Origin of the sequence: Pantoea sp. NPDC088449 (assembly GCF_044753225.1) — a bacterium.
Taxonomy (GTDB): Bacteria; Pseudomonadota; Gammaproteobacteria; order Enterobacterales; family Enterobacteriaceae; genus Pantoea; species Pantoea floridensis.
Map to the genome: position 1 here is coordinate 373732 of NZ_JBIVMT010000003.1, position 23050 is coordinate 396781.

Genomic DNA, 23050 nt, shown 5'->3' on the forward strand with positions numbered 1-23050 from the left:
CTGTTCCGGAGATTGTAATGGCTATTCCAAAACTGAATTCTTACGCATTACCAGCGGCAACTGAGCTGCCAACCAACAAGGTGAAATGGGCCGTGGAACCGCAGCGTGCCGCGCTGCTGATTCATGATATGCAGGCGTATTTCCTCAATTTCTGGGGTGAAGACAGCCCGCTGGTGAATCAGGTGGTGGAAAACATCGCGCGCCTGCGCGCCTACTGCAAGGCGCAGGGCATTCCGGTGTTCTATACCGCGCAGCCGAATGCGCAGAGCGACGCCGATCGCGCGCTGCTTAACGACATGTGGGGACCGGGCCTGAACAAGCATCCGGATCAGCAAAAGATCGTTGCTGCACTGGCGCCGGATCAGGACGATCAGGTTTTGACCAAATGGCGCTATAGCGCGTTTGTGCGCTCACCGCTCGAATCAACCTTGAAGGAAATGGGCCGCGATCAGCTGATCATCACCGGCGTTTACGCACATATTGGCTGCCTGACAACCGCGACAGACGCCTTTATGCGCAACATCCAGCCGTTTATGGTGGCCGATGCGCTGGCTGACTTCACACGTGAAGAGCACATGATGGCGCTGACTTACACCGCTGGTCGCAGCGGGAAAGTGGTGATGACCGCCGATCTGATGCCGCTACCGCTGAGTAAAGATGATCTGCGGGCGCTGATTTTGCCGCTGCTGGAAGATGACGATGTGCCGGCAGATGACGAGAGCCTGATCGATTACGGTCTGGATTCGGTGCGCGTGATGGCGCTAGCGGCGCGCTGGCGTCAGGTGCATAGCGATATTGATTTTGTCAGCCTGGCAAAAAATCCGACCATTGATGGCTGGTGGGCGCTGTTATCACGGGTGCCAGCCAAATGAATACTTTTGATTTCAATGGAAAAATCGTCTGGGTCACCGGCGCGGGAAAAGGGATTGGTTATCACACGGCGCTCAGCTTCCATCAGGCAGGCGCGCAGGTGATCGGCTTCGATCTGCGTTTCGATCAGGCCGACTATCCGTTTACAACCCAAGTATTGGACGTGGCCAACGCCGCCGAGGTGAAAACGGTTTGCCAGCGTTTACTGGCGGATCAGCCGCGCTTAGATGTGTTGGTTAACGGTGCCGGAATTTTGCGCATTGGCGCAACCGATGAACTTTCGTTCGAGGACTGGCAGGCTTGTTTGGCGGTTAACGCCGGTGGCGCTTTCAATATGTTCCAGCAAACCCTGCCGGTGTTTCGCCAGCAGCGCACGGGCGCGATTGTCACCATCGCGTCCAATGCCGCACACGCTCCGCGCCTCGGCATGTCCGCTTATGGTGCATCCAAGGCGGCGCTACGCAGCCTGTGCCTGACCGTTGGTTTAGAGATGGCGCCGTTCGGCGTGCGCTGTAATATCGTCTCGCCGGGATCGACCGATACCGATATGCAACGCAGCCTGTGGCATACGCCTGAAGCAGAACAGGAGATGATCAATGGTTTCCCGGATCAATATAAGCTGGGGATCCCGCTGCGTAAGATCGCCAAGCCGCAGGAGATCGTGGCAAACGTGATGTTCCTCGCTTCGGATCTTGCCAGCCACGTGGTACTGCAGGATATTGTGGTCGACGGTGGCGCAACGCTGGGATCCTAACAGATGGCAATGTGGAAACGATCGATTGATCTTGAGACGCTGAATAAGCTGGGTGAAAACTCGCTGGTGGCACATGTCGGTATTGTGTTTACCGTCATTGGTGAAGATTATCTGGAAGCCACCATGCCGGTGGATGTCCGCACGCAGCAGCCATTTGGCCTGCTGCACGGCGGCGCCTCGGTGGTGCTGGCGGAGTCGATGGGATCGATCGCCGGTTATCTCAGCATCGAAGAAGGTAAAAGCGTGGTGGGGATTGAGGTGAGTGCCAGCCACCATCGCGCGGTGAGCAGCGGTGAAGTGCGCGGGATCTGCCGCCCGCTGCACCTTGGTGCGCGCAATCAGAGCTGGCAGATTGAGATCCGCAATGCTCGCGATCAGCTGTGCTGCACGTCGCGTTTAACGGTAGCGGTGCTGGGTTAGGTCCTCTGCGGCCCGATGCCCTCACCCCGGCCCTCTCCCACTGGGAGAGGGAGACGCTGCGTCATGTAAGTAATGATTCAAAGTTTGCTCTATCGATTCCCTCGCCCGCTTGCGGGAGAGGGTTAGGGTGAGGGCAAAAAAAAAAGCGGCCATCTGGCCGCTTTCTCTTGTGCGATTAACGCTGGTAAATGATTTCGACGCCTTCGTCGTCCTCTTCGTCCCAGTCGTCATCCCAATCATCATCTTCTTCAACTTCCTGCGCGGTCTCCATAGCTTCGCGGTGATAATCATCCCACATGAAGGCCACTTTCTCCGGCTGCTTCTCTTCCAGCTCGGCTTCTTTAGGATTGTCGATGATAAAGCTCATCACATCCCAGCACAGATCAGTTACGCCATCGCGGCTTGCGGCAGAGATCAGGTAGTATTTATCTTCCCAACCCAACGCTTCTGCAATCGCCTTAGCACGGCTTTCCGCTTCTTCGCGGCTCAGCAGGTCAGTTTTGTTGAACACTAACCAGCGTGGTTTCTGGAACAGCTTATCGCTGTATTTTTCCAGTTCGCCAAGAATGATACGGGCGTTTTCGACCGGATCAGATTCGTCGATTGGTGCAATGTCGATGAGGTGTAACAGAACTCGACAGCGCTCAAGGTGTTTCAGGAAGCGAATACCCAGACCCGCGCCATCCGCTGCCCCTTCAATCAGGCCAGGAATATCTGCCACGACAAAGCTCTTTTCGCTGTCCATACGGACCACACCAAGGCTTGGTACCAGAGTGGTAAACGGATAATCCGCCACTTTGGGTTTTGCTGCGGAGACAGAGCGAATAAAGGTCGATTTACCGGCATTTGGCAGACCCAGCATACCGACATCAGCCAGCAGCATCAGCTCCAGCTGCAGGTCACGCTTCTCGCCCGGCGTACCCATCGTTTTCTGACGTGGAGAACGGTTAACCGATGATTTAAAGCGGGTATTGCCCAAACCATGCCAGCCGCCCTTCGCGACCATCAGCTTCTGCTCATGGCGCGTCATGTCGCCCAGCGTTTCGCCCGTACCCTGGTCAATCACGCGAGTACCAACGGGCACTTTGACGATGATGTCTTTACCACGCTTACCGGTGCAATCACGGCTCTGGCCATTCTGGCCACGTTCGGCACGGAAAGACTTTTCAAAGCGATAATCGATCAGGGTGTTGAGGTTTTCATCCGCCAACAGATACACGTCGCCGCCGTCGCCGCCGTCGCCGCCATCCGGGCCGCCTCTTGGAATATATTTTTCACGGCGGAAGCTTACGCAACCGTTGCCGCCATCACCCGCGACCGCAAGGATCGTCGCTTCATCTACAAACTTCATTTTATTTCTCCGTCACGCTGTCGTTTACGGCAGCTTGCAGGCCGCAAACGGGTCCGCCAGGGTCTTCTGCGCTGACCGACGGCGGATAATACAAGATTGGCAAAGCCAAGAGTACATAAATTGTACAACAACTGTGCTAAAGCGTAACTGTTATCCAGCAAGCTTCAGCAGAATGTAAAAAGCCCCGCAAAGCTGCGGGGCCTTTCATTCGTGTATTCAGACGGTAGACGTCTGCAGCACGACAACCTTACTCAGCAACGATGCTGATATATTTACGGTTGTTCGGGCCTTTAATCTCGAATTTAACTTTGCCGTCTGCGGTGGCAAACAGGGTGTGGTCACGACCACAACCTACGTTGCTACCTGCGTGGAATTTGGTGCCACGCTGACGAACGATGATGCTACCTGCCAGAACAGATTCACCACCGAAACGCTTAACACCCAGACGTTTTGCGTTGGAGTCGCGACCGTTACGGGTCGAGCCACCAGCCTTCTTATGTGCCATTTGTCAGATCTCCTCTTACGCGCCGATCACAGTGATTTTCACATCTGTGAACCACTGACGGTGACCAGCCTGCTTACGGTAGTGTTTACGACGACGAAACTTAACGATTTTAATTTTCTCGCCACGACCGTGAGCAACAACTTCTGCCTTGATCACACCGCCTGAAACCAGTGGCGCGCCGATTTTCACGTCTTCGCCATTTGCGATCATCAGAACCTGGTCAAACTCAATGGTTTCACCGGTTGCGATGTCCAGCTTTTCCAGGCGAACGGTCTGACCTTCGCTTACTCGGTGTTGTTTACCACCACTTTGGAAAACCGCGTACATATAAAACTCCGCTTCTGCGCGTGCCTTTCTATTCATCAGGCGGCGCGATAAATATTCACAATAGGGCGCGAATTCTACGCAATACTCCAGCAGAAGACAAGAGCACTTTGCACTCTCTTGCAGAAAAAAAGCGCAAGGCGAATGCAAACGTTTCGCAACCCGATTTTTCAAGTACAATCAGTAACAGATTACCTGAACTCACGCTGTGTAAAGCGCTTACCATGCAAAAAACGAGTAAAGCTGAAAAGACGAATGAACTTAGAACAGATTAATGAATTAACCGCGCAGGACATGGCGGCCGTCAACCAGACCATCCTCGAGCAGCTGAATTCAGAAGTCTCACTGATTAACCAGTTAGGCTATTACATCATCAGCGGCGGGGGAAAACGCATCCGTCCGATGATCGCCGTGCTTTCAGCACGCGCGCTGAATTATCAAGGATCGTTGCACATCACCAATGCGGCGCTGATCGAATTTATCCATACGGCGACGCTGCTGCACGATGATGTGGTGGATGAATCCGATATGCGCCGTGGCAAAGCCACCGCCAACGCTGCGTTTGGTAATGCGGCCAGCGTGTTAGTGGGTGATTTTATCTATACGCGTTCATTCCAGATGATGACCAGCATGGGATCGTTAAAGATCCTCGCGCTGATGTCAGAAGCGGTGAATGTGATCGCCGAAGGTGAAGTGCTGCAGCTAATGAACTGCAACGACCCGGATATCACAGAAGAGAGCTACATGCGGGTGATTTACAGTAAAACCGCACGTCTGTTTGAAGCGGCTTCGCAGGCCTCTGCCATTTTGGCCGACGCCACGCCTGCGCAGGAAAAAGCGTTGCAGGATTATGGCCGCTATCTGGGAACCGCTTTCCAGTTAATTGATGATTTGCTGGATTACAGCGCAGATGGCGAAACGCTGGGTAAAAATACCGGTGACGATCTCAGCGAAGGTAAGCCAACGCTGCCATTGCTGCACGCGATGCACAACGGCACGCCTGAGCAGGCTCAGATGATTCGTAAAGCCATTGAAGAGGGCAACGGTCGTCACCTGCTGGAGCCTGTACTGGCGGCAATGCAACAAACCGGTTCGCTGGAATGGACGCGTAAACGTGCCGAGGACGAGGCGGATAAAGCTATCGCCGCGCTACAGGTGTTACCAGAAAGCCCGTGGCGCAGTGCGCTTGAAGCGTTGGCGCACATGTCAGTGCAGCGCGACTTCTGATTTTCAACAGGGCCAGCTCTGGCCCTGCTTCTTTTCTCCCCCCTCTGTTACATCCTTTGCATTGCTTTTGCGTAAAGCAACGCAGTTTCTGCGCGTCGGACAAACAATTACTGGAAATTTATAGGAAACATTTGCTATAAAACGCTGGTTTTTCCAGATAACTCTGCGATGAGGGGAATCATTGGACAGCAGAGAGAGGAAGTCACAACACGGACAAGGAGAGAAAAGTTATGTATGCAAGGAAAGAGGATTGGCATCCGGCAGACATCATCGCTGCACTGCGCAAGAAAGGCACGTCACTGGCGGCATTATCACGTGAATCAGGTTTAAGCTCATCAACCCTGGCTAATGCACTGTCGCGTCCCTGGCCCAAAGGGGAGTGGCTAATTGCCAACGCGATCAAAGTTCATCCCTCAGAGATCTGGCCGAGCCGCTATTTTGATCCTGTCACCTGCCGGCTGCTTGATCGCAAGAAACGCATCCGATCGCCAAAGGATCGTAAAAAGATCTGACCGTGGCGCAGATGAAAAAAACCAGTCGCGCGATCGTGACTGGTTTTTTAAACGCCATGAGCAAAAATTATTCGCCGCTTACGCGCTCGATATTGGCACCCATTGCTTTCAGTTTATCTTCGATATGCTCATAACCACGATCGATGTGATAAATGCGATCAACGAAAGTGGTGCCTTCAGCAATACAACCCGCCAGCACTAAACTGGCCGAGGCTCGTAAATCGGTGGCCATTACCTGTGCACCCGACAGCGTTTCAACGCCGTGACAAATCGCCGTATTGCTCTCGATTTCCGCGTGCGCACCCATACGAATCAGCTCAGGGATATGCATAAAGCGATTTTCGAAGATCGTTTCGGTAATCACACCGGTTCCTTCCGCCACCAGGTTGAGCAGCGTGAACTGCGCCTGCATATCGGTTGGGAAACCTGGGTGCGGCGCCGTGCGGATGTTAACCGCTTTAGGACGCTTGCCATGCATATCAAGGCTAATCCAATCTTCGCCCACTTCAATATCGGCACCGGCATCACGCAGCTTGGCCAGGACGGCATCCAGCGTGTCCGGTTTGGTATTGTGGCAGATCACCTTACCGCGTGAAATCGCAGCCGCCACCAGGAAGGTGCCGGTTTCGATGCGGTCGGGAAGCACACGATAAACGCCGCCACCCAGGCGTTCAACGCCTTCAATGGTGATTTTATCGGAGCCCGCACCGCTAATTTTCGCGCCCAAGGTGTTGAGGAAGTTTGCCGTATCGACAATCTCCGGCTCACGGGCTGCGTTTTCAATGATGGTGGTGCCGGTCGCCAGCGTCGCAGCGCTCATAATGGTGACGGTTGCGCCTACGCTCACTTTATCCATCACGATATGTGCGCCTTTCAGACGACCGTTAACAGAAGCTTTAACGTAGCCCTCTTCCAGCTTAATCTCCGCACCCAGCTGTTCAAGACCAGTAATGTGCAAATCAACTGGGCGCGCACCGATAGCGCAACCGCCTGGCAGGGACACCTGGCCCTGACCAAAGCGCGCTACCAGCGGGCCGAGCGCCCAGATAGAGGCACGCATGGTTTTCACCAAATCGTATGGCGCACTGAAAACATTAACTTCGCGAGCATCAACGTGGACCGAACCATTACGCTCAACGCGCGCTCCCAGCAGATTCAGCAGCTTCATGGTGGTATCGATATCACGCAGCTTCGGCACGTTCTGAATCTCTACCGGCTCTTCCGCCAGCAGAGCAGCAAACAGAATTGGCAACGCAGCATTCTTCGCCCCGGAAATGGTCACTTCACCACTTAAACGGGTGGGGCCTTGCACACGAAATTTGTCCATTAACACGGCTCTCAATTATCTATCAATAAAACAACCGGCGGGATGCTTAAAAACCGTTGAGTTTACGGTCGCGCGCCCACTCGGCGGGGGTATAAGTTTTGATGGAAACCGCATGAATGCGGTTATCCGCAATATATTCCATCAGCGGCGCGTACACAGCCTGCTGCTTCTTCACGCGACTCAGTTCGCCGAACATTTCGCCCACCGCGATGACCTGAAAGTGACTGCCATCGTTGCTAAGTACGTGTACTTCTTCTAACGCCAGCGCCTGCATCAGCACGGCCTGAACTTCACTATTTTCCATCGCTCGTTACTTCACTTAATAATAATAAGGCAGACATCTTAGAGGAAAGCGCCTGACTCTTAAATACGCAAAAGCCCCTGAAAAAATCAGGGGCTTAGCATCGACATCCGGCAATCAGGCGATTTTTTCCGCAGAAACAATAATCTGCTGCAGGTTATACAGCGTAATTAATGAATGGAGTTTATCGGAGATCCCGGTAAAAAGCGGTACGTTGCCCTGTGCCCGCACAATTTCACGCAGATGCACCAGCAGCGCCAAGCCAGCTGAGTCAACCCTTTCCAGCCCAGCAACATCAATGGTGGTGATATCCGCGACCGCAGTGTCACGCTCCTGCCACAACGTCAGCAACGTATCACGATCTAATTTGCCGCTTAAGGCCAAGGTGCTGGCAGTGCGCTGCCAGCGTAACGGTTCACTCATTATTGCTTTTTATCCAGGGTGATAGGCTGTGCTGCATAGGTTTTCAGCTGAGCAGTCAGGCCATCAATACCTTTGGTACGCAGCAGATCGCCCCATTCATTCTGTTTAGTGGTAATCATGCTGATACCTTCAGCGATCATGTCGTAAGCCTGCCAGTTACCGGTTTGGCTATTCTTGCGCCATTGGAAATCAAGGCGTACCGGCGGACGGCCGTTCGGATCGATAATCGTGACGCGTATCGCGACGATATTCGCATCGCCAATCGGCTGCTCTGGTTGGATTTGGTAAGTTTGACCGTTATACAGCGCCAGTGCCTGGCCATAAGCCTGCGCCAGATAATCACCAAAAGCAGCGAAGTAAGCTTCGCGCTGTGCAGGTGTCGCGTCGCGGTAGTAGCGTCCCAGTACTAACGCACCGGCATATTTCACCTGAACGTATGGCATCAGTTCCTGGCGAACCACTTCACGCAGATAATTCGGATCTTGCTTAATCTTTGGCTGCTCGTTCTTCAGGCGCGTAAAGGTCTTAGCTGCCGCTTCGTTCATCAACTTATAGGGATTGCTTTGGTCCGCTGCAGTAGCAGCCAGCGGTACGATTGCCAACATGGCAATCATCAGTAAACGTTTAAACATCATGTTTTACCTCTTGGTTATTCCGTTGTTGCCGGCGCTGCCGGTGCGCTCTCGGCACCCTGGGATTTATCGTCAGGTTTGTTATCGCCACTCTTATAGAGGAATTGCCCGATAAGATCTTCCAGTACCAGTGCCGACTTGGTATCGCGGATGGTGCCGCCATCTTTCAGCATTGACGAGCCCAGTTCAGGATCGTCAAAGCCTAAATTGAGTGCCAGGAACTGCTCGCCGAGCAGGCCTTGGGTGCGAATCGCTAATGAGCTGGTATCCGGAATTTTATTCGCATATTTGTCGCTGATATCCATGGTGATGCGCGGCGAAAGCGTTTTCTCATCCAGCGAGATGTCGGCCACGCGGCCTATTAGCACGCCGCCAATTTTCACCGGTGAACTGACTTTTAGTCCGCCGATATTATCGAAGGTGGCGTACATCTTCCACGTGGGCTCCGAGCCGATTGTTTTGAGATCGGCAACGCGCAGGCCAAGAAATAATAGCGCTAGCAGCGCAGCCAGCATGAAGACGCCTACCCAGATTTCGTTTTTCTTGCTTTGCATTGCATCAATTCCCAAACATCAGTGCTGTCAGCACAAAATCCAAACCGAGTACCGCCAGTGAAGCATGCACCACGGTACGCGTCGTCGCCCGACTAATCCCTTCCGAAGTCGGAATGGCATCATAGCCATTAAATAACGCAATCCAGGTTACCGTAACGGCAAAGACCGCGCTTTTAATCATGCAGTTGACGACATCCGTACGAAAATCAACCGCATTCTGCATCGCTGACCAGAAGAAACCAGGGTCGATACCTTTCCAGCTCACGCCAACCAACGCACCACCAGCAATCCCCACCGCAGTGAAGATCAGCGCCAGCAGCGGCATACTGATAAAACCGGCCCAGAAACGCGGGGAAACCACGCGACGCAGCGGATCGACGGCCATCATCTCCATACTGGAGAGCTGTTCCGTCGCTTTCATCAATCCGATTTCTGCTGTCAATGCCGAGCCTGCACGTCCGGCAAACAGCAACGCCGTCACCACCGGCCCCAGCTCGCGCAGTAGCGAAAGCGCCACCAGCATACCGAGGCTGGTTTCTGCATTGTACGTGGTGAGCACCAGATAACCCTGCAGGCCCAACACCATGCCAATAAACAGGCCTGATACGACGATGATCAGCAAAGATAACACGCCCACGCTGTACAGCTGCTTAACCAGCAGCGGCGCGTGTCGACGAAACGCGGGTTTACCCACCAGCGCATGAAATAACATTAAGCCTGCACGGCCAAAAGCGGCACAGGTATTAATTCCCTGACGTCCAAATGACGCCAGCGCCTGTAACAACATCAGTTTATGTTCTCCCTGAGCGAGTCAAGTCGCTGAGGTAATCTCCAGCGGCAAAGCGGAAAGGCACTGGGCCATCCGCATGACCCTCAATAAACTGGCGCACACGCGGATCGGGATTTTCCCGCAGCTCCGGCGCACTCCCCTGAGCAATAATTTTTTGTCCGGCAACAATATAGGCATGATCGGCAATGCTCAAGACCTCTGGCACGTCGTGTGAAACCACAATGCAGGTCAGACCCAACGCATGATTAAGCTCATCAATCAATTTCACTAACACACCCATGGTAATGGGGTCCTGCCCGACGAAGGGCTCATCAAACATGATCAGCTCCGGCTCCAGCGCGATGGCGCGAGCCAGGGCGGCGCGGCGCGCCATACCACCAGACAACTCGGCTGGCATCAGTTTAGCTGCCCCACGTAAGCCAACGGCTTCCAGCTTCATTAAAACCGTACTGTGCAGTAATTCAGGAGGTAATCGCGTATGTTCACGCAGGGGCCATGCGACGTTTTCATAAACGTTAAGATCGGTAAAAAGCGCCCCCGATTGAAACAGCATGCTCATTTTTTTACGCGCTTCGTATAATTTCGTGCGCGAGAGCGTCGGGATGTTCTGATCGCGGAACCAAATCTCCCCTTTATCAGGCTGTAACTGCCCGCCAATCAGACGCAACAGCGTGGTTTTACCAATACCGGACGGCCCCATGATTGCGGTAACTTTTCCGGCGGGCACCGTTAACGAGATATCGTCGAAGATCGTACGATCTCCGCGCGTGAAACTGACGCCACGAACCTCAACCAGATTCGTTTGCTGCTGGATCATCTTTACCTCTTTATGCGGATCGGGCGTTATCAAAGCTGTCGATGGTAGCCTGGTAGCCTCTAATGCACGATAGTTTTACAGAAACTTACCCACTTGGTGTGGCGAAAACGGCCTTAAAATTTACTTTTGCCTCTCAGACAGTCAAAATCAGCGCCTGCTTACGCGTGCAGCATGCTTTTACCTGTCGGACAAGGTTTGCCGGCCCCTCATCCATCAAGGATTTTTAATGTTCGTAGCCTCTGCCTTGCTGTTTATCGGATTGATTTTACTGGTTTACGGTGCCGACCGTCTGGTGTTTAGCGCCGCGATCCTGTGTCGATCCTTTGGCATTCCACCGCTAATCATTGGCATGACGGTGGTGAGCATTGGTACATCCTTACCGGAATTAATTGTCTCGTTCTCAGCAGCACAGCATGGACAGATGGATTTAGCCGTGGGAACCGCTCTCGGTTCTAACATTACGAATATTCTATTAATTCTTGGCGGCGCAGCGCTACTCCACCCTCTGACAGTACACTCCAATCTCATTCGGCGCGAACTGCCATTACTGCTGCTTGTCTCACTGCTCAGCGGCATCATGCTGTTTGATAATTACTTGAGCAGGCTCGATGGTGTGGCGTTGCTGCTCATCGCGCTGGGTTATCTGCTGGTGGTGATCCGCATTGCCCGCCGTGCCGAACGTGACAATAATGACACCCTAACCCGCGAACAGCTGGCCGAGCTGCCGCGCGATGAAGCGGGTAATACCGTGGCTTTTCTGTGGCTGGCCGTCGCGCTGATTATTTTACCGATGTCGACGCGTATGGTGATCGACAACGCGACGGTTTTTGCCGACTACTTCGGTGTGAGCGAACTGGTGATGGGTTTGACGCTGATTGCCGTCGGCACCAGCTTACCTGAACTGGCAACGGTGGTAGCAGGCGCACTAAAAGGTGAAGATGATATTGCCATTGGTAATCTTATCGGAGCCAATATTTTTAACCTGGCGATTGTGCTCGGCCTGCCCGCACTGATTCATCCCGGCAGTATAGATACACACGCCTTTGCGCGTGATTATTGGGTAATGCTGGCCGTTAGCGTGCTGTTCGCCCTGCTCTGTCTGCTGCGTAAGCGGCGGATTGGCCGTATTGCAGGCACTCTATTATTAGGTGGATTTATCGCGTGGGTTCTGTGGCTATGGCTCAGCCCCATGGTTATCACAAGCTATTAAGGACGGACTGACCATGTCACAACAGCAACCGGATTTCGATTTTCAGCAGGCAGGTAAAGCGGTGCTGCGCATCGAACGTGAAGGGCTGGAGCAGCTTGATCAATACATCAATGACGATTTCAGTCGCGCCTGCGCAATGATATTTGCCTGTCGCGGCAAAGTGGTCGTGATGGGCATGGGCAAATCGGGACACATTGGTAAAAAAATGGCCGCGACCTTTGCCAGTACCGGTACGCCATCATTCTTTGTGCACCCCGGAGAAGCCAGCCACGGCGATCTCGGTATGGTAAGCACCAATGACGTGGTCATCGCCATTTCCAATAGCGGCGAGTCAGGTGAAATCCTTGCGCTGATTCCGGTGCTAAAGCGCCAAAAAGTCCAGCTGATTTGTATCACGGGCCGCCCGGAAAGCGCGATGAGCCGCGCAGCTGATGTGCACCTGTGTGTGAAAGTGCCGCAGGAAGCCTGTCCGCTGGGCTTGGCACCGACCACCAGCACCACCGCAACCTTAGTCATGGGCGATGCGCTTGCCGTCGCTCTGCTGGAAGCGCGTGGATTTACGCAGGAAGATTTTGCGCTGTCGCATCCCGGCGGCGCGTTGGGGCGTAAACTGCTGTTGCACGTCAGCGATATCATGCACAGCGGCGATGAAATCCCCCACGTCAGTCGTGACGCGTCAATGCGTGATGCATTACTGGAAATTACGCGTAAGAATCTCGGCTTGACGGTCATCGTCGATGATCTGATGAAAATTGAAGGCATCTTCACCGATGGGGACTTACGTCGCGTTTTTGATATGGGCATCAATTTCCAGACGGCCCGCATCCAGGATGTGATGACCAGCGGCGGCATTCGCGTGCGTCCAAATATGCTGGCGGTTGACGCACTTAATCTGATGCAAAACAAAAACATTACCGCCCTGCTGGTCGCCGATGACGATCGCCTGCTTGGTGTGGTACATATGCATGACATGCTGCGCGCTGGCGTAGTCTGAACAGGAAATACTCATGAGTACTGAAACGGCGATGGTCGAGACTTGCTACGGTCCAGTGAGCGCAGCGGTGATGGCACGTGCCGCGCAGATTCGCCTGCTAATTTGTGATGTCGACGGCGTGATGTCCGATGGCGTGATTTATATGGGGAACAGCGGTGAAGAGCTAAAAGCTTTTAACGTACGCGATGGCTATGGCGTGCGTTGCCTGCTGACCTCCGGCGTCGAAGTGGCTATTATTACCGGCCGCAAAGCAAAACTGCTGGAAGATCGCTGTAAAACGCTCGGCATTACGCATCTTTACCAGGGACAATCGGATAAGCTTTTGGCCTGGCGTGAACTCCTGGATAAACTGTCGTTATCTGCCGAACAGGTGGCGTACATCGGTGACGATCTGATCGACTGGCCAGTAATGGCGCAGGCGGGTTTGAGCGTAGCCGTGGCGGATGCCCACCCGATTTTGCTGCCGCGCGCGCATTATGTTACCCGCGTTGCCGGTGGCCGCGGCGCAGTACGCGAGTTGTGCGATCTGATTTTGATTGCGCAGAACAAATTTGAGGATGCCATAGGGCAATCAATATGAGTAAGAGCAGGCGTTGGATGACGCTGATTCTGGCCCTGATCGCGTTGGTGCTGATCGGCTGGAATCTCACCAGCCAGGATGACAACAAAACGCCGGTGGCGACGAACAATCAAGAGCCAACGTATACCAGCGAAAAATCCAATACTGTGGTGTATAACCCCACGGGCGCACTGGGTTATAAGCTGGTGTCAGATAAAGTGACCTACTTTTCAGCCGATGAGGTAAGTTGGTTCGATAATCCGGTGATGACCACCTATGACGAAAACAAAGTGCCGACGTGGTCAGCGCGTGCTGACAAGGCAAAGCTGACTAAAGATCGTATGCTTTACCTTTACGGCAATGTCGTCGTCAATACGTTGACCCAGGATTCACAGCTTGAGCGCATTCTTACCGATAACGCTCAGGTAAATTTGGTCACCCAGGACGTGACGTCTGACGATAAAGTCACCCTTTTTGGCCGCAGTTTTAATTCCACTGGCATGAAAATGCGCGGCAATTTACGGACGAAAAATGCTGAGCTGCTTGAAAAGGTCAAAACTTCCTATGAAATCCAAAATGAACCAAAACAGCCTTAAGTTATTGCTGGTGAGTGCCCTGCTGGCAACGAGTTTGCCCGCCCTGGCGCTGACCGGCGACTCAGACAAGCCCGTTAATATTGACTCCGTTAATCAGGCGCTGGACCTGCAAGGCAACGTCGCGACCTTCACCGGCAACGTGATTGTTACCCAGGGTTCGATCAAGATTACCGCCGATAAAGTCGTGGTCACACGTCCTGGCGGCGACAGCAAGAAAACCATCGTTGATGCCTATGGTAATCCTGCCACCTTTTACCAAATGCAGGACAGCGGCAAGCCGGTTCAGGGCCATGCCAGTAAACTGCACTACGAATTGGCGAACGACTTTGTTGAGCTGACGGGCAATGCCTTTATTCAGCAGCAGGACAGCAATATCAAAGGCGATCGTATCACTTACCTGGTGAAAGAGCAGAAAATGCAGGCATTTAGCCAGGGTGAAAGTAAGCGTGTGACCACCGTTCTGGTACCGTCGCAGCTGCAGGATAAAAACGGCTCGTCCGCGAGCCCTAAAAAGAGTAATTGATTGCTATGGCCACACTGATCGCTGAAAACCTGGCGAAAGCCTACAAAGGCCGCCGCGTGGTGGAAGATGTTAGTCTGCAGGTAAAATCCGGCGAGATTGTCGGCCTGCTGGGCCCAAATGGTGCCGGTAAAACCACCACGTTTTACATGGTGGTTGGCATTGTGCCGCGCGATGCCGGCCGCATCGTGATTGATGATGAAGACATCAGCATTTTGCCGCTGCATGCACGCGCACGCCGCGGCATCGGCTATTTACCTCAGGAAGCCTCGATTTTCCGCCGCTTGAGCGTGTACGACAATCTGATGGCGGTGCTGCAGATTCGCGATGATCTGACCGAAGAGCAGCGCCAGGATCGTGCTAACGAACTGATGGAAGAGTTCCACATCGCGCATCTGCGTGACAGCATGGGCCAGGCGTTATCGGGCGGTGAGCGCCGTCGTGTGGAGATTGCGCGCGCGCTGGCGGCTAATCCGAAGTTTATCCTGCTGGATGAGCCTTTTGCCGGCGTTGATCCCATCTCCGTTATCGATATCAAGAAAATCATTGAGCATTTGCGTGACAGCGGCCTTGGCGTGCTGATTACCGACCACAACGTGCGTGAAACCCTCGCGGTGTGTGAACGCGCTTATATTGTTAGCCAGGGGCATTTGATTGCCCATGGCACACCTGATGAAATTCTTGTAGATGAGCAGGTTAAGCGTGTTTATTTGGGCGAAGAGTTCAGACTCTGATAAGGTGTCGTAACACCCTACGTTTGCTTAGGAAATTCTAACCGAATTATGAAGCAAGGTTTGCAACTCAGGCTCAGCCAACAGCTGGCGATGACACCACAGTTGCAGCAAGCTATCCGCTTGCTGCAACTCTCTACGCTTGAACTCCAGCAAGAACTCCAACTGGCGCTGGAAAGCAATCCGCTGCTTGAACAAACCGATCTGCATGAAGAAGTCGATGCGCGCGAATTTCAGGATCAGGAAAGTGATTCACTAGATACGCGTGAAGCACTTGAACAGAAAGATATGCCCGAAGAGTTGCCGCTCGATGCCACCTGGGACGAAATCTACACCGCGGGAACCCCTTCAGGCACAGGTACCGACTACCAGGACGATGAGCTGCCGATCTATCAGGGCGAAACCACCCAATCGCTGCAGGATTATCTGATGTGGCAGGTTGAGTTAACGCCTTTTAGCGATACGGACCGCGCGATTGCCACCTCGATTGTCGATGCCATTGACGATACCGGTTATCTCACCGTCACTATACAAGACATTTATGACAGTATTGGTGATGAAGAGTTGACGCTGGAAGAAGTCGAAGCCGTGCTTAAGCGCGTGCAACGTTTCGATCCCGTTGGCGTAGGTGCGCGCGACTTACGTGATTGTCTGTTAGTACAGCTCTCTCAATATTCGTCCGAAACACCTATGCTGGCGGAAGCCCGTTTGATTGTCAGCGAGCATCTCGATCTGTTGGCTAACCATGATTTCCGCAGTCTGATGCGCGTGACGCGTCTCAAAGAAGAGATACTGAAAGACGCGATGCTGCTGATTCAGTCGCTCGATCCGCGTCCGGGTCAATCGATCAACACCAGCGAACCAGAATATGTCATTCCTGATGTTCTGGTGCGCAAAATCAGCAAGCGCTGGACAGTTGAGCTCAACTCAGACAGCATGCCGCGCCTAAAAATCAACCAGCAGTATGCTGCGATGGGCGGTGCCGGACGTAACGAAAGCGATAATCAGTTTATTCGCAGTAATTTGCAGGAAGCCAAATGGCTGATTAAGAGCCTCGAGAGCCGCAACGATACGCTGCTCAAAGTGACACGCTGTATCGTTGAGCAACAGCAGGCATTTTTTGAGCAGGGCGAGGAGTATATGCGCCCGATGGTGCTGGCAGATATCGCCCAGGCCGTTGATATGCACGAGTCCACCATTTCACGCGTGACCACGCAGAAATACTTGCACAGTCCGCGCGGCATCTTTGAGTTGAAATATTTTTTCTCCAGCCACGTCAACACCGAGGGCGGCGGCGAAGCCTCCTCCACGGCGATTCGCGCACTGGTGAAAAAATTGATCTCCGCGGAAAATCCCGCAAAACCCTTGAGCGACAGCAAACTGACCTCCATGTTATCTGAACAGGGCATCATGGTAGCGCGACGTACGGTTGCTAAATATCGCGAGTCTTTATCTATACCGCCATCAAACCAGCGCAAACAATTGGTTTGACCGAACGAAGAAGGAAGACCTATGCAGCTAAACCTGACCGGACTTAACGTTGAGATTACCGAACCTCTGCGTGAATTTGTAAATACCAAATTTGCCAAACTGGAACACTATTTTGATCATATCAATCAGGTTTATATTGTTCTAAAAGTAGAGAAGGTGACGCAGGTTGCGGACGCAACACTGCACGTCAACGGCGGAGAGCTGCACGCCACATCGGAAGCGGAAGACATGTACGCGGCCATCGACGGGTTAATCGATAAGCTTTCCCGTCAGCTGACCAAACATAAAGACAAACTGAAAAAACACTAACCTTCACGCTTGCAGAGTGCTGACTGATTCGGCACTTAGAGCAAAATGGGGCGGGTTTAACCGCCCCGTTTTGTCATCTGCGCAAGCGCCAACGGGCGAACCGCAATGCAGTTAATTGCCTGATCCCCGCGGCTATGTGAACTCGCAAGTGAAACGATGATGAACAACGATCTGACACTGGAATTGAGCTCGGTCCTTTCACTGGACTGTACCCGTAGCGGCGTACACTGCCAGAGTAAAAAACGCGCGCTGGAAATTATCAGCGAGCTAGCAGCGAAGCAGCTCAATCTGCCGCACCAGACGCTTTTCGAAGCAATCCTGACCCGCGAACGCATGGGCAGTACCGGCATTGGCAACGGCATTGCTATCCCACACGGCAAGTTGGAAGAAGATACATTGCGCGCCGTAGGGGTGTTTATCAGCCTTGATCAGCCCATCGCTTTCGATGCGGTTGATAACCAGCCGGTTGACCTGCTGTTTGCCCTTCTGGTACCCGCGGACCAGTGTAAAACCCACTTGCACACGCTTTCGCTTGTTGCTAAACGCCTGGCGGACAAAACGGTCTGCCGCCGTTTACGTGCAGCACAGAGCGATGAAGAGCTCTACGCCATTATCACAGAAGCTCAGGAAGCACACTCTTAAGCGTAAAACACTTTTACCGGCCAGTTCGCCGGTTTAAAACGGGAGAAATGTGATGGTGCTGATGATCGTTAGCGGTCGGTCAGGCTCAGGAAAATCGGTTGCGCTCCGTGCTCTTGAAGACATGGGCTTTTACTGTGTCGATAACCTTCCGGTTGTGCTATTGCCGGAGCTGGCGAATACCTTAACCGAACGCAACATCTCTGCTGCGGTCAGCATTGACGTGCGTAATATGCCTGAATCGCCGGAAGTGTTTGAAGCCGCGCTCAACAATCTGCCCGACTCTTTCTCGCCGCAGTTGCTGTTTCTCGATGCCGATCGCAACACATTGATCCGTCGTTATAGCGATACGCGTCGCCTGCATCCGCTTTCCAGCAAAAATTTGTCGCTGGAGAGCGCCATCGATGAAGAGAACGATCTGCTGGAACCCTTGCGTTCACGTGCCGATCTGATTATCGATACGTCTGAGATGTCGGTTCATGAGCTGGCGGAGATGCTGCGTACCCGTCTGCTGGGTAAACGCGAGCGTGAATTAACCATGGTGTTTGAGTCATTTGGCTTCAAACACGGTATTCCGATCGATGCAGATTATGTGTTCGATGTGCGTTTTCTGCCGAACCCGCATTGGGATCCTAAGTTGCGTCCGATGACGGGCCTCGATCGGCCAGTAGCGGCATTCCTCGATCGTCATACTGAAGTGCATAACTTTATCTATCAAACGCGTAGCTATCTGGAATTGTGGCTGCCGATGCTGGAAACCAATAACCGCAGCTATCTTACTGTTGCCATCGGCTGCACCGGCGGCAAGCACCGTTCAGTGTATATTGCTGAACAACTGGCGGATTATTTCCGATCGCGCGGTAAAAATGTGCAGTCTCGCCATCGCACTTTGGAAAAACGCAAATCATGACCGTGAAACAAACCGTTGAGATTCGAAATAAGCTGGGCATGCATGCGCGTCCAGCGATGAAGCTGTTTGAGCTGGTACAAAGCTTTGATGCTGAAGTGCTGTTGCGCAATGAATCAGGTACCGAAGCCGAAGCTAGCAGCGTCATTGCGCTGCTCATGCTCGACTCGGCGAAAGGCGGTCATATCGAAATTGAAGCCAGCGGCCCGCAGGAAGAACAGGCGCTGGCGGCGGTTATCGAACTGTTTGAAGCGGGCTTTGACGAAGACTAAGCTTTTAGTGCAGTTTGTAGCGATTGAGGAAACCTTCGCCGCCCAGCTGCCGCATCTGGCGCATAATCCACTGCTGACGCTGACGCGTGTAGCCAGAAGGCGCATCGGCACGGAAGCGAATCGGATTAGGTAGCACTGCCGCCAGCAGCGCCGCCTCTGACATTGTGAGGCGACTAGCGGGCTTATTAAAGTAGCGCTGCGACGCTTCCTCCACCCCGAATACCCCGTTACCAAATTCTGCAATATTCAGATATACCGTCAGGATGCGGCGCTTCGTCCACACGGTTTCAATTCCCACCGTCAATCCTGCTTCCAGCCCTTTGCGCATCCAACTCCGCCCATCCCATAAGAAGAGATTTTTTGCCGTTTGCTGGGATAAGGTTGAGGCACCGCGCATGCGCTCATTACCCTCGTTATCCAGTACTGACTGAATGGCATCAACATCAAAACCCCAATGCTCAGGAAATTTTTGATCTTCTGATGCGATCACCGCCAGGGCCATCCAGGGAGAAATCTCGTCCATGCTGACCCAGTCTGAGTGCGCCACATAATCAAAATGCCCGGTAAACCAGGCGCCGATTTGTCGCTCTACCATCACTGCAGAAAACGGCACAGGTAAGAACGCAAACAGCAGAATGCCCGCTAACCACATACCCAACCAGGCCAGCAGAACTTTAGCAATCAGTACCTTAATACGTTTTCCCAGCTTCCCTTTACTCTTGCTCATGCAATTTTCTCTTACCTGTTCCCTGTATTAATTAATCACTCAAGTCACGATATCAAACAGCAATGTCTCAACGCTAAATTTTAACCCTATACCCGTTGAGTAACGAGGTTAATTAACGTTCAGCATGCACAATGCTTCTGTATTAGAGCCAAATACATCAAGCACTTCCAGTAAAAAAGGAATCGGTTCCATAAACAGAAATCGATCCAATGCAGTCTCACTGGATACTTAACTGAATGTGATGTCGATCACGCAAAACCTTTCGTAATGCTTAACTATAACTTTTAGTAGTCTTCGAAGATGCTCATTGATATCCAAGACCATTCTTAAAATCATGGCGGAATTCGCCCTGTCATCCATCGATTAGCACGTGGAAGAGGTAAAGCGATTTACCGCACAAATGGTTTACATTGCACGCTAAACCTTAAACTGGAACTTTCAACAGAGGGTTTCCAAAACGTTTTGGATAACCTGACCGAAAAAAAGCTTTTTTTGATAATTTTCAGAGCGTTAACCTTACTCAACTGCAATTTATCGTCAGTTTGAGTTTTTCCATGCTCCTTACAGGGCTTTCTAACGAAACGCTGAAGCAAAACCAGGCAAAAAGCAGAACAATTGGTCAAAAAGAGTGCAATTTGGCAAAGAAATTAATTCCTTGCTTGACTGTGTCAGCAAATTAATGTTTTCTGTATTTAATCGCTGCTCAACATCACACAATTTAATGAATCTTATCGCAAGCGTTAGCGAATTTGTTAAGGTGATTTGGAAGCGTTAACCAATACCACACTGTTGCTTTTTTATTCGATCTCTCATAATAGCAGCAGTACCCATTTCCCTGGTGTTGGCGCAGTATTCGCGCACCCCAGTTTCGACTGGGGTCATTTTTTTCTGACGTCCTGTAATTTCTCTCGCTCAGCAACCCATTCACGTAACACGTTCACGTCCTGCAACCATTCCTGTTTTAATTCGTCGATCCACTCCTGGACATTGTCCCACCACGCTGGCAATTCCGGCGACTGAATCTGCTTCGCCAGCTGTTGCAAATGCAGTAAGCCAACCGAACCCGCCGCGCCTTTAATCTTGTGGCCTTCTTCGGCAATGCCCTTCTGATCGCGCGCCATCATGTTCGAATCCAGCACATCAAGGTATCCGGGCATCATCTGCTCAAACATCGTTAAGCTCTGCGTAATCAATCCTGGACCCACCAATTCAATATATTGTTCCAGCATTGGGACATCCAACAGCATGCGTGATTGCTCGGCCGACGACTCGCTGACGATCTCTTCCTGCTCCGGCTGGTAATCCCAAAACTTTTTGATCATGGCGGTCAGCGCCGGTACGGCCAGCGGTTTGCTCAGCACATCATCCATGCCCGCATCGAGATACTCTTTTTTGTCCTTCAACACGTTTGCTGTCAGGGCCACCAGCGGCGGCAACGTTGTGCCAGCATGGCGCTGATGGATGGCGCGCGATACATCAAGGCCCGTCATATCGGGCAGTTGAATATCGAGCAAGACCAGATCGAACTCCTGTGGATCAAACATCGCCAGCGCGTCCGTGCCAGTCATGGCAACTTCCACGCTGCAGCCCAATTTCTCCAGCACTGAACGCGCGACAATCACGTTTAGCTCGATATCTTCCACCAGCAGGACGTGCAGCGCCGGTAACGGCATGCTGTCATCCAGATTGTCGTCCTCAACCTCTTCAGCAACACGTGGCGCGTTGATCTCAACGGTAAAGCAAGAACCCTGCCCCGCGACGCTGCTGACGCGGATATCGCCACCCATCGCTTGTGCCAGACGCCGTGATACCGCCAGGCCAATACCAGTGCCCGTTGCTGGCTTTCCGCCGTGCTGATCTTTCACCTGATAATACATAGCGAAAATCTTGTCCTGCTCCTCCTGAGGAATGCCCATACCTGAATCCTGCACTTCAAAGCGCAGTGTTTCATCCTGAAGATAGGCAACGCGCACCACGATTTCGCCCTGCTGAGTAAATTTCACCGCGTTACCAATCAGGTTCCACAGAATCTGACGTAGACGTGTACCATCTGCTGAGATTTTATGCGGCAGCGGCAGCTCTGGCGCCATAACAAACTTCAGCCCTTTCGGCTGCGCCAACAGTCCAGAGAGGTTTTCCAGATCGGCGAGGAAGCCGGTGAAATCCAGCGGCTGATTATCCAGCTGCACTTTTCGGCGTTCGATTTTGTCCACTTCAATAACATCGTTAAAGATGTTGCCGAGCGTGATGGCAGAAACGTGGATAGTTTTAAGGTACTTCAGCTGTTCCTGATTCAGATCGGTATCGAGCAGAATGCGACTCAGCCCGACGATGCCGTTAAGCGGCGTACGCAGCTCGTGGCTGATAGTTGAGATAAAGGTCGTCTTCTCACGACTGGCGTTCTCCAGCGCGTCTTGGTAGCGCTTACGTTCGGTAATATCGCGGCCAAAGCCCATCAAACCACTGCGTTTCCCCACGCGGTCGTAATATGGCACTTTGCGGATCTCAAAGCAGGCTTTGCGCCCATCGGGATATTGCAGCCACTGTTCGTAAGTCAGCGATACATTATGACGGAACACCTTCTCATCGGTTTCCAGCACTTTAGTCGCCGCCTCATCATCATAAATATCGCGCGGCGTCATACCAATCAGCTGTTTTTCGCTCATGCCGGTCAACAGTTCCATGGCGCGATTGCAGCCGGAGAACTGCTTATCAATGTTGCGGTAGAACACCAGATCGGGCGACGCATCAAGGAAAGAGCGCAGGAAGGAGGATTGCTGTTCCAGCTCAATTTGCGCCTGCTCGCGCCGCGCCATCTCTTCGCGCAGCTTGTCCATCACCTGCTCACGCGCCTGTTCGGCTTTGATGCGGTCGTTAATTTCCTGATTCAGCTGCGTGATGGTTTCTTTCATCTGCTGGTTAAGCTCAAGGTCGCGTGTGCGCATCTCTTCCAGCTTATCCACCAGTTTCGTCAGGCGCTGGCGCGACTCTTCCAGTTGATCGACCACCACCGAGAGGAAATAAACCGCCCAGGGCGTAATTAACAGGCCGAAGAATATCGATCGCACTACGTCAATGCTCTCAACGTGGCCGCGCAGCACCATGGTGACCGCCATCTGCACCACCATTGCCAGCACCACCAGCGCCGACGCTAATAGCAGTGAAAAGCGCACCAGCCCCAGTTTGACCATCAAATCAACGTAGTACTGCGCTAAAAGGCGAATCTGCTTCATTACAAGCTCCCTGAACGAAATCTGGCCCATGATAGCGTAAATATCGCTACGCCGC

At 52.6% G+C, this 23050-nt stretch carries 28 protein-coding genes; 16 read left to right on the plus strand and 12 right to left on the minus strand.

Translation table 11 applies throughout. The features are described 5' to 3' along the window. Positions 1-17 precede the first annotated feature (17 nt). Genes ACIP6T_RS16210 through ACIP6T_RS16220 form a run of 3 tightly spaced genes read left to right on the plus strand, consistent with a single transcriptional unit; the run spans position 18 to position 2044 of the window. Positions 18-872 carry an isochorismatase family protein gene (locus ACIP6T_RS16210; RefSeq protein WP_400458111.1) on the plus strand — a complete coding sequence of 285 codons (855 nt, stop codon included), beginning with the start codon at positions 18-20 and terminating at the stop codon, positions 870-872. Beyond that, positions 869-1624, plus strand: coding sequence for a 2,3-dihydro-2,3-dihydroxybenzoate dehydrogenase (gene dhbA, locus ACIP6T_RS16215; protein WP_400458112.1), 756 nt, complete (start codon positions 869-871; stop codon positions 1622-1624). Before ACIP6T_RS16210 ends, dhbA begins: the two co-directional genes overlap by 4 nt. A 3-nt stretch (positions 1625-1627) precedes the next feature. After that, positions 1628-2044 carry a hotdog fold thioesterase gene (locus ACIP6T_RS16220; RefSeq protein ID WP_400458113.1) on the plus strand — a complete coding sequence of 139 codons (417 nt, stop codon included), beginning with the start codon at positions 1628-1630 and terminating at the stop codon, positions 2042-2044. 175 nt (positions 2045-2219) lie between these two features. Here the strand turns inward: ACIP6T_RS16220 and cgtA are convergent, their stop codons facing one another. From cgtA to rplU, 3 genes are all read right to left on the minus strand, one after another. Further along, positions 2220-3395, minus strand: coding sequence for an Obg family GTPase CgtA (gene cgtA, locus ACIP6T_RS16225; RefSeq protein WP_007886648.1), 1176 nt, complete (start codon positions 3393-3395; stop codon positions 2220-2222). A gap of 247 nt (positions 3396-3642) precedes the next feature. Then, positions 3643-3900: a 50S ribosomal protein L27 gene (rpmA, locus tag ACIP6T_RS16230; protein WP_007886647.1), complete on the minus strand. Its 258-nt coding sequence runs from the start codon at positions 3898-3900 to the stop codon at positions 3643-3645. Between the two features lie 15 nt (positions 3901-3915). Then, positions 3916-4227, minus strand: a complete 312-nt coding sequence (gene rplU, locus ACIP6T_RS16235) for a 50S ribosomal protein L21 (RefSeq protein WP_007886644.1) — start codon at positions 4225-4227, stop codon at positions 3916-3918. 252 nt (positions 4228-4479) lie between these two features. On the opposite strand from rplU, the gene ispB reads away from it, so the two are divergent. Together ispB and ACIP6T_RS16245 are read left to right on the plus strand one after the other, a co-directional pair. After that, positions 4480-5451 carry an octaprenyl diphosphate synthase gene (ispB, locus tag ACIP6T_RS16240; RefSeq protein WP_097095105.1) on the plus strand — a complete coding sequence of 324 codons (972 nt, stop codon included), beginning with the start codon at positions 4480-4482 and terminating at the stop codon, positions 5449-5451. Positions 5452-5681: 230 nt separating this feature from the next. Further along, on the plus strand, positions 5682-5963 hold the full coding sequence (locus ACIP6T_RS16245) for a helix-turn-helix transcriptional regulator (protein ID WP_097095106.1): 282 nt from the start codon (positions 5682-5684) through the stop codon (positions 5961-5963). A gap of 67 nt (positions 5964-6030) precedes the next feature. Here the strand turns inward: ACIP6T_RS16245 and murA are convergent, their stop codons facing one another. The 7 genes from murA to mlaF all read right to left on the minus strand — a co-directional run bounded on the left by murA (position 6031) and on the right by mlaF (position 10807). After that, entirely contained in the window at positions 6031-7290 is a 1260-nt protein-coding gene (gene murA / locus ACIP6T_RS16250; protein ID WP_097095107.1) for a UDP-N-acetylglucosamine 1-carboxyvinyltransferase, read from the minus strand. Between the two features lie 46 nt (positions 7291-7336). Then, positions 7337-7594 (minus strand): BolA family iron metabolism protein IbaG, encoded by a 258-nt coding sequence (ibaG, locus tag ACIP6T_RS16255; protein WP_008104351.1) that lies wholly within the window; start codon positions 7592-7594, stop codon positions 7337-7339. 114 nt (positions 7595-7708) lie between these two features. Next, positions 7709-8014: a lipid asymmetry maintenance protein MlaB gene (mlaB, locus tag ACIP6T_RS16260; protein ID WP_097095108.1), complete on the minus strand. Its 306-nt coding sequence runs from the start codon at positions 8012-8014 to the stop codon at positions 7709-7711. Then, positions 8014-8646: a phospholipid-binding protein MlaC gene (gene mlaC, locus ACIP6T_RS16265; protein ID WP_097095109.1), complete on the minus strand. Its 633-nt coding sequence runs from the start codon at positions 8644-8646 to the stop codon at positions 8014-8016. The genes mlaB and mlaC overlap by 1 nt, the downstream gene beginning before the upstream one ends. Before the next feature lie 17 nt (positions 8647-8663). Beyond that, positions 8664-9200 carry an outer membrane lipid asymmetry maintenance protein MlaD gene (gene mlaD, locus ACIP6T_RS16270; protein WP_097095110.1) on the minus strand — a complete coding sequence of 179 codons (537 nt, stop codon included), beginning with the start codon at positions 9198-9200 and terminating at the stop codon, positions 8664-8666. Positions 9201-9204: 4 nt separating this feature from the next. Beyond that, positions 9205-9987, minus strand: a complete 783-nt coding sequence (gene mlaE, locus ACIP6T_RS16275) for a lipid asymmetry maintenance ABC transporter permease subunit MlaE (protein ID WP_007886633.1) — start codon at positions 9985-9987, stop codon at positions 9205-9207. A gap of 4 nt (positions 9988-9991) precedes the next feature. After that, positions 9992-10807 carry a phospholipid ABC transporter ATP-binding protein MlaF gene (mlaF, locus tag ACIP6T_RS16280; protein WP_007886632.1) on the minus strand — a complete coding sequence of 272 codons (816 nt, stop codon included), beginning with the start codon at positions 10805-10807 and terminating at the stop codon, positions 9992-9994. A 226-nt stretch (positions 10808-11033) separates the two neighbouring features. Between mlaF and ACIP6T_RS16285 the strand changes: the two genes are divergently transcribed. The 11 genes from ACIP6T_RS16285 to npr all read left to right on the plus strand — a co-directional run bounded on the left by ACIP6T_RS16285 (position 11034) and on the right by npr (position 19035). After that, positions 11034-12017 carry a calcium/sodium antiporter gene (locus tag ACIP6T_RS16285; RefSeq protein WP_097095111.1) on the plus strand — a complete coding sequence of 328 codons (984 nt, stop codon included), beginning with the start codon at positions 11034-11036 and terminating at the stop codon, positions 12015-12017. Positions 12018-12030: 13 nt separating this feature from the next. Next, entirely contained in the window at positions 12031-13011 is a 981-nt protein-coding gene (kdsD, locus tag ACIP6T_RS16290; RefSeq protein ID WP_400458114.1) for an arabinose-5-phosphate isomerase KdsD, read from the plus strand. A gap of 13 nt (positions 13012-13024) precedes the next feature. Then, the gene (kdsC, locus tag ACIP6T_RS16295) at positions 13025-13591 is read left to right on the plus strand and encodes a 3-deoxy-manno-octulosonate-8-phosphatase KdsC (protein ID WP_400458115.1); all 567 of its coding nucleotides are present in this window, start codon (positions 13025-13027) and stop codon (positions 13589-13591) included. Further along, a complete protein-coding gene (gene lptC, locus ACIP6T_RS16300) occupies positions 13588-14166 on the plus strand; it encodes an LPS export ABC transporter periplasmic protein LptC (protein WP_400458116.1) in 579 nt (192 codons plus the stop codon). Before kdsC ends, lptC begins: the two co-directional genes overlap by 4 nt. Further along, a complete protein-coding gene (lptA, locus tag ACIP6T_RS16305; protein WP_097095115.1) occupies positions 14135-14689 on the plus strand; it encodes a lipopolysaccharide ABC transporter substrate-binding protein LptA in 555 nt (184 codons plus the stop codon). The genes lptC and lptA overlap by 32 nt, the downstream gene beginning before the upstream one ends. A 5-nt stretch (positions 14690-14694) precedes the next feature. Next, on the plus strand, positions 14695-15420 hold the full coding sequence (gene lptB, locus ACIP6T_RS16310) for an LPS export ABC transporter ATP-binding protein (protein WP_007886624.1): 726 nt from the start codon (positions 14695-14697) through the stop codon (positions 15418-15420). A 48-nt stretch (positions 15421-15468) separates the two neighbouring features. Then, positions 15469-16908, plus strand: a complete 1440-nt coding sequence (rpoN, locus tag ACIP6T_RS16315; protein ID WP_097095116.1) for an RNA polymerase factor sigma-54 — start codon at positions 15469-15471, stop codon at positions 16906-16908. Positions 16909-16929: 21 nt separating this feature from the next. Beyond that, positions 16930-17217, plus strand: coding sequence for a ribosome hibernation promoting factor (gene hpf / locus ACIP6T_RS16320; protein ID WP_097095117.1), 288 nt, complete (start codon positions 16930-16932; stop codon positions 17215-17217). Between the two features lie 159 nt (positions 17218-17376). After that, entirely contained in the window at positions 17377-17859 is a 483-nt protein-coding gene (gene ptsN, locus ACIP6T_RS16325; protein ID WP_175501705.1) for a PTS IIA-like nitrogen regulatory protein PtsN, read from the plus strand. A 52-nt stretch (positions 17860-17911) separates the two neighbouring features. Next, a complete protein-coding gene (gene rapZ / locus ACIP6T_RS16330) occupies positions 17912-18766 on the plus strand; it encodes an RNase adapter RapZ (RefSeq protein ID WP_097095118.1) in 855 nt (284 codons plus the stop codon). Further along, complete coding sequence (gene npr, locus ACIP6T_RS16335) at positions 18763-19035, plus strand: PTS phosphocarrier protein NPr (RefSeq protein WP_008104379.1); 273 nt, start codon at positions 18763-18765, stop codon at positions 19033-19035. The genes rapZ and npr overlap by 4 nt, the downstream gene beginning before the upstream one ends. A 4-nt stretch (positions 19036-19039) precedes the next feature. Here the strand turns inward: npr and mtgA are convergent, their stop codons facing one another. Both mtgA and arcB read right to left on the minus strand, forming a co-directional pair. Continuing rightward, positions 19040-19762 (minus strand): monofunctional biosynthetic peptidoglycan transglycosylase, encoded by a 723-nt coding sequence (mtgA, locus tag ACIP6T_RS16340; RefSeq protein ID WP_097095119.1) that lies wholly within the window; start codon positions 19760-19762, stop codon positions 19040-19042. 878 nt (positions 19763-20640) lie between these two features. Beyond that, complete coding sequence (gene arcB / locus ACIP6T_RS16345; protein WP_345827375.1) at positions 20641-22995, minus strand: aerobic respiration two-component sensor histidine kinase ArcB; 2355 nt, start codon at positions 22993-22995, stop codon at positions 20641-20643. Positions 22996-23050: the final 55 nt, after the last annotated feature.

Bases quoted from the DNA above. Each gene is read 5' to 3' on its own strand.
- ACIP6T_RS16210 (WP_400458111.1), top strand. From the start codon at position 18: ATGGCTATTCCAAAACTGAATTCTTACGCATTACCAGCGGCAACTGAG.
- dhbA (WP_400458112.1), top strand. From the start codon at position 869: ATGAATACTTTTGATTTCAATGGAAAAATCGTCTGGGTCACCGGCGCG.
- ACIP6T_RS16220 (WP_400458113.1), top strand. From the start codon at position 1,628: ATGGCAATGTGGAAACGATCGATTGATCTTGAGACGCTGAATAAGCTG.
- cgtA (WP_007886648.1), bottom strand. From the start codon at position 3,395: ATGAAGTTTGTAGATGAAGCGACGATCCTTGCGGTCGCGGGTGATGGC.
- rpmA (WP_007886647.1), bottom strand. From the start codon at position 3,900: ATGGCACATAAGAAGGCTGGTGGCTCGACCCGTAACGGTCGCGACTCC.
- rplU (WP_007886644.1), bottom strand. From the start codon at position 4,227: ATGTACGCGGTTTTCCAAAGTGGTGGTAAACAACACCGAGTAAGCGAA.
- ispB (WP_097095105.1), top strand. From the start codon at position 4,480: ATGAACTTAGAACAGATTAATGAATTAACCGCGCAGGACATGGCGGCC.
- ACIP6T_RS16245 (WP_097095106.1), top strand. From the start codon at position 5,682: ATGTATGCAAGGAAAGAGGATTGGCATCCGGCAGACATCATCGCTGCA.
- murA (WP_097095107.1), bottom strand. From the start codon at position 7,290: ATGGACAAATTTCGTGTGCAAGGCCCCACCCGTTTAAGTGGTGAAGTG.
- ibaG (WP_008104351.1), bottom strand. From the start codon at position 7,594: ATGGAAAATAGTGAAGTTCAGGCCGTGCTGATGCAGGCGCTGGCGTTA.
- mlaB (WP_097095108.1), bottom strand. From the start codon at position 8,014: ATGAGTGAACCGTTACGCTGGCAGCGCACTGCCAGCACCTTGGCCTTA.
- mlaC (WP_097095109.1), bottom strand. From the start codon at position 8,646: ATGTTTAAACGTTTACTGATGATTGCCATGTTGGCAATCGTACCGCTG.
- mlaD (WP_097095110.1), bottom strand. From the start codon at position 9,200: ATGCAAAGCAAGAAAAACGAAATCTGGGTAGGCGTCTTCATGCTGGCT.
- mlaE (WP_007886633.1), bottom strand. From the start codon at position 9,987: ATGTTGTTACAGGCGCTGGCGTCATTTGGACGTCAGGGAATTAATACC.
- mlaF (WP_007886632.1), bottom strand. From the start codon at position 10,807: ATGATCCAGCAGCAAACGAATCTGGTTGAGGTTCGTGGCGTCAGTTTC.
- ACIP6T_RS16285 (WP_097095111.1), top strand. From the start codon at position 11,034: ATGTTCGTAGCCTCTGCCTTGCTGTTTATCGGATTGATTTTACTGGTT.
- kdsD (WP_400458114.1), top strand. From the start codon at position 12,031: ATGTCACAACAGCAACCGGATTTCGATTTTCAGCAGGCAGGTAAAGCG.
- kdsC (WP_400458115.1), top strand. From the start codon at position 13,025: ATGAGTACTGAAACGGCGATGGTCGAGACTTGCTACGGTCCAGTGAGC.
- lptC (WP_400458116.1), top strand. From the start codon at position 13,588: ATGAGTAAGAGCAGGCGTTGGATGACGCTGATTCTGGCCCTGATCGCG.
- lptA (WP_097095115.1), top strand. From the start codon at position 14,135: ATGAAATCCAAAATGAACCAAAACAGCCTTAAGTTATTGCTGGTGAGT.
- lptB (WP_007886624.1), top strand. From the start codon at position 14,695: ATGGCCACACTGATCGCTGAAAACCTGGCGAAAGCCTACAAAGGCCGC.
- rpoN (WP_097095116.1), top strand. From the start codon at position 15,469: ATGAAGCAAGGTTTGCAACTCAGGCTCAGCCAACAGCTGGCGATGACA.
- hpf (WP_097095117.1), top strand. From the start codon at position 16,930: ATGCAGCTAAACCTGACCGGACTTAACGTTGAGATTACCGAACCTCTG.
- ptsN (WP_175501705.1), top strand. From the start codon at position 17,377: ATGAACAACGATCTGACACTGGAATTGAGCTCGGTCCTTTCACTGGAC.
- rapZ (WP_097095118.1), top strand. From the start codon at position 17,912: ATGGTGCTGATGATCGTTAGCGGTCGGTCAGGCTCAGGAAAATCGGTT.
- npr (WP_008104379.1), top strand. From the start codon at position 18,763: ATGACCGTGAAACAAACCGTTGAGATTCGAAATAAGCTGGGCATGCAT.
- mtgA (WP_097095119.1), bottom strand. From the start codon at position 19,762: ATGAGCAAGAGTAAAGGGAAGCTGGGAAAACGTATTAAGGTACTGATT.
- arcB (WP_345827375.1), bottom strand. From the start codon at position 22,995: ATGAAGCAGATTCGCCTTTTAGCGCAGTACTACGTTGATTTGATGGTC.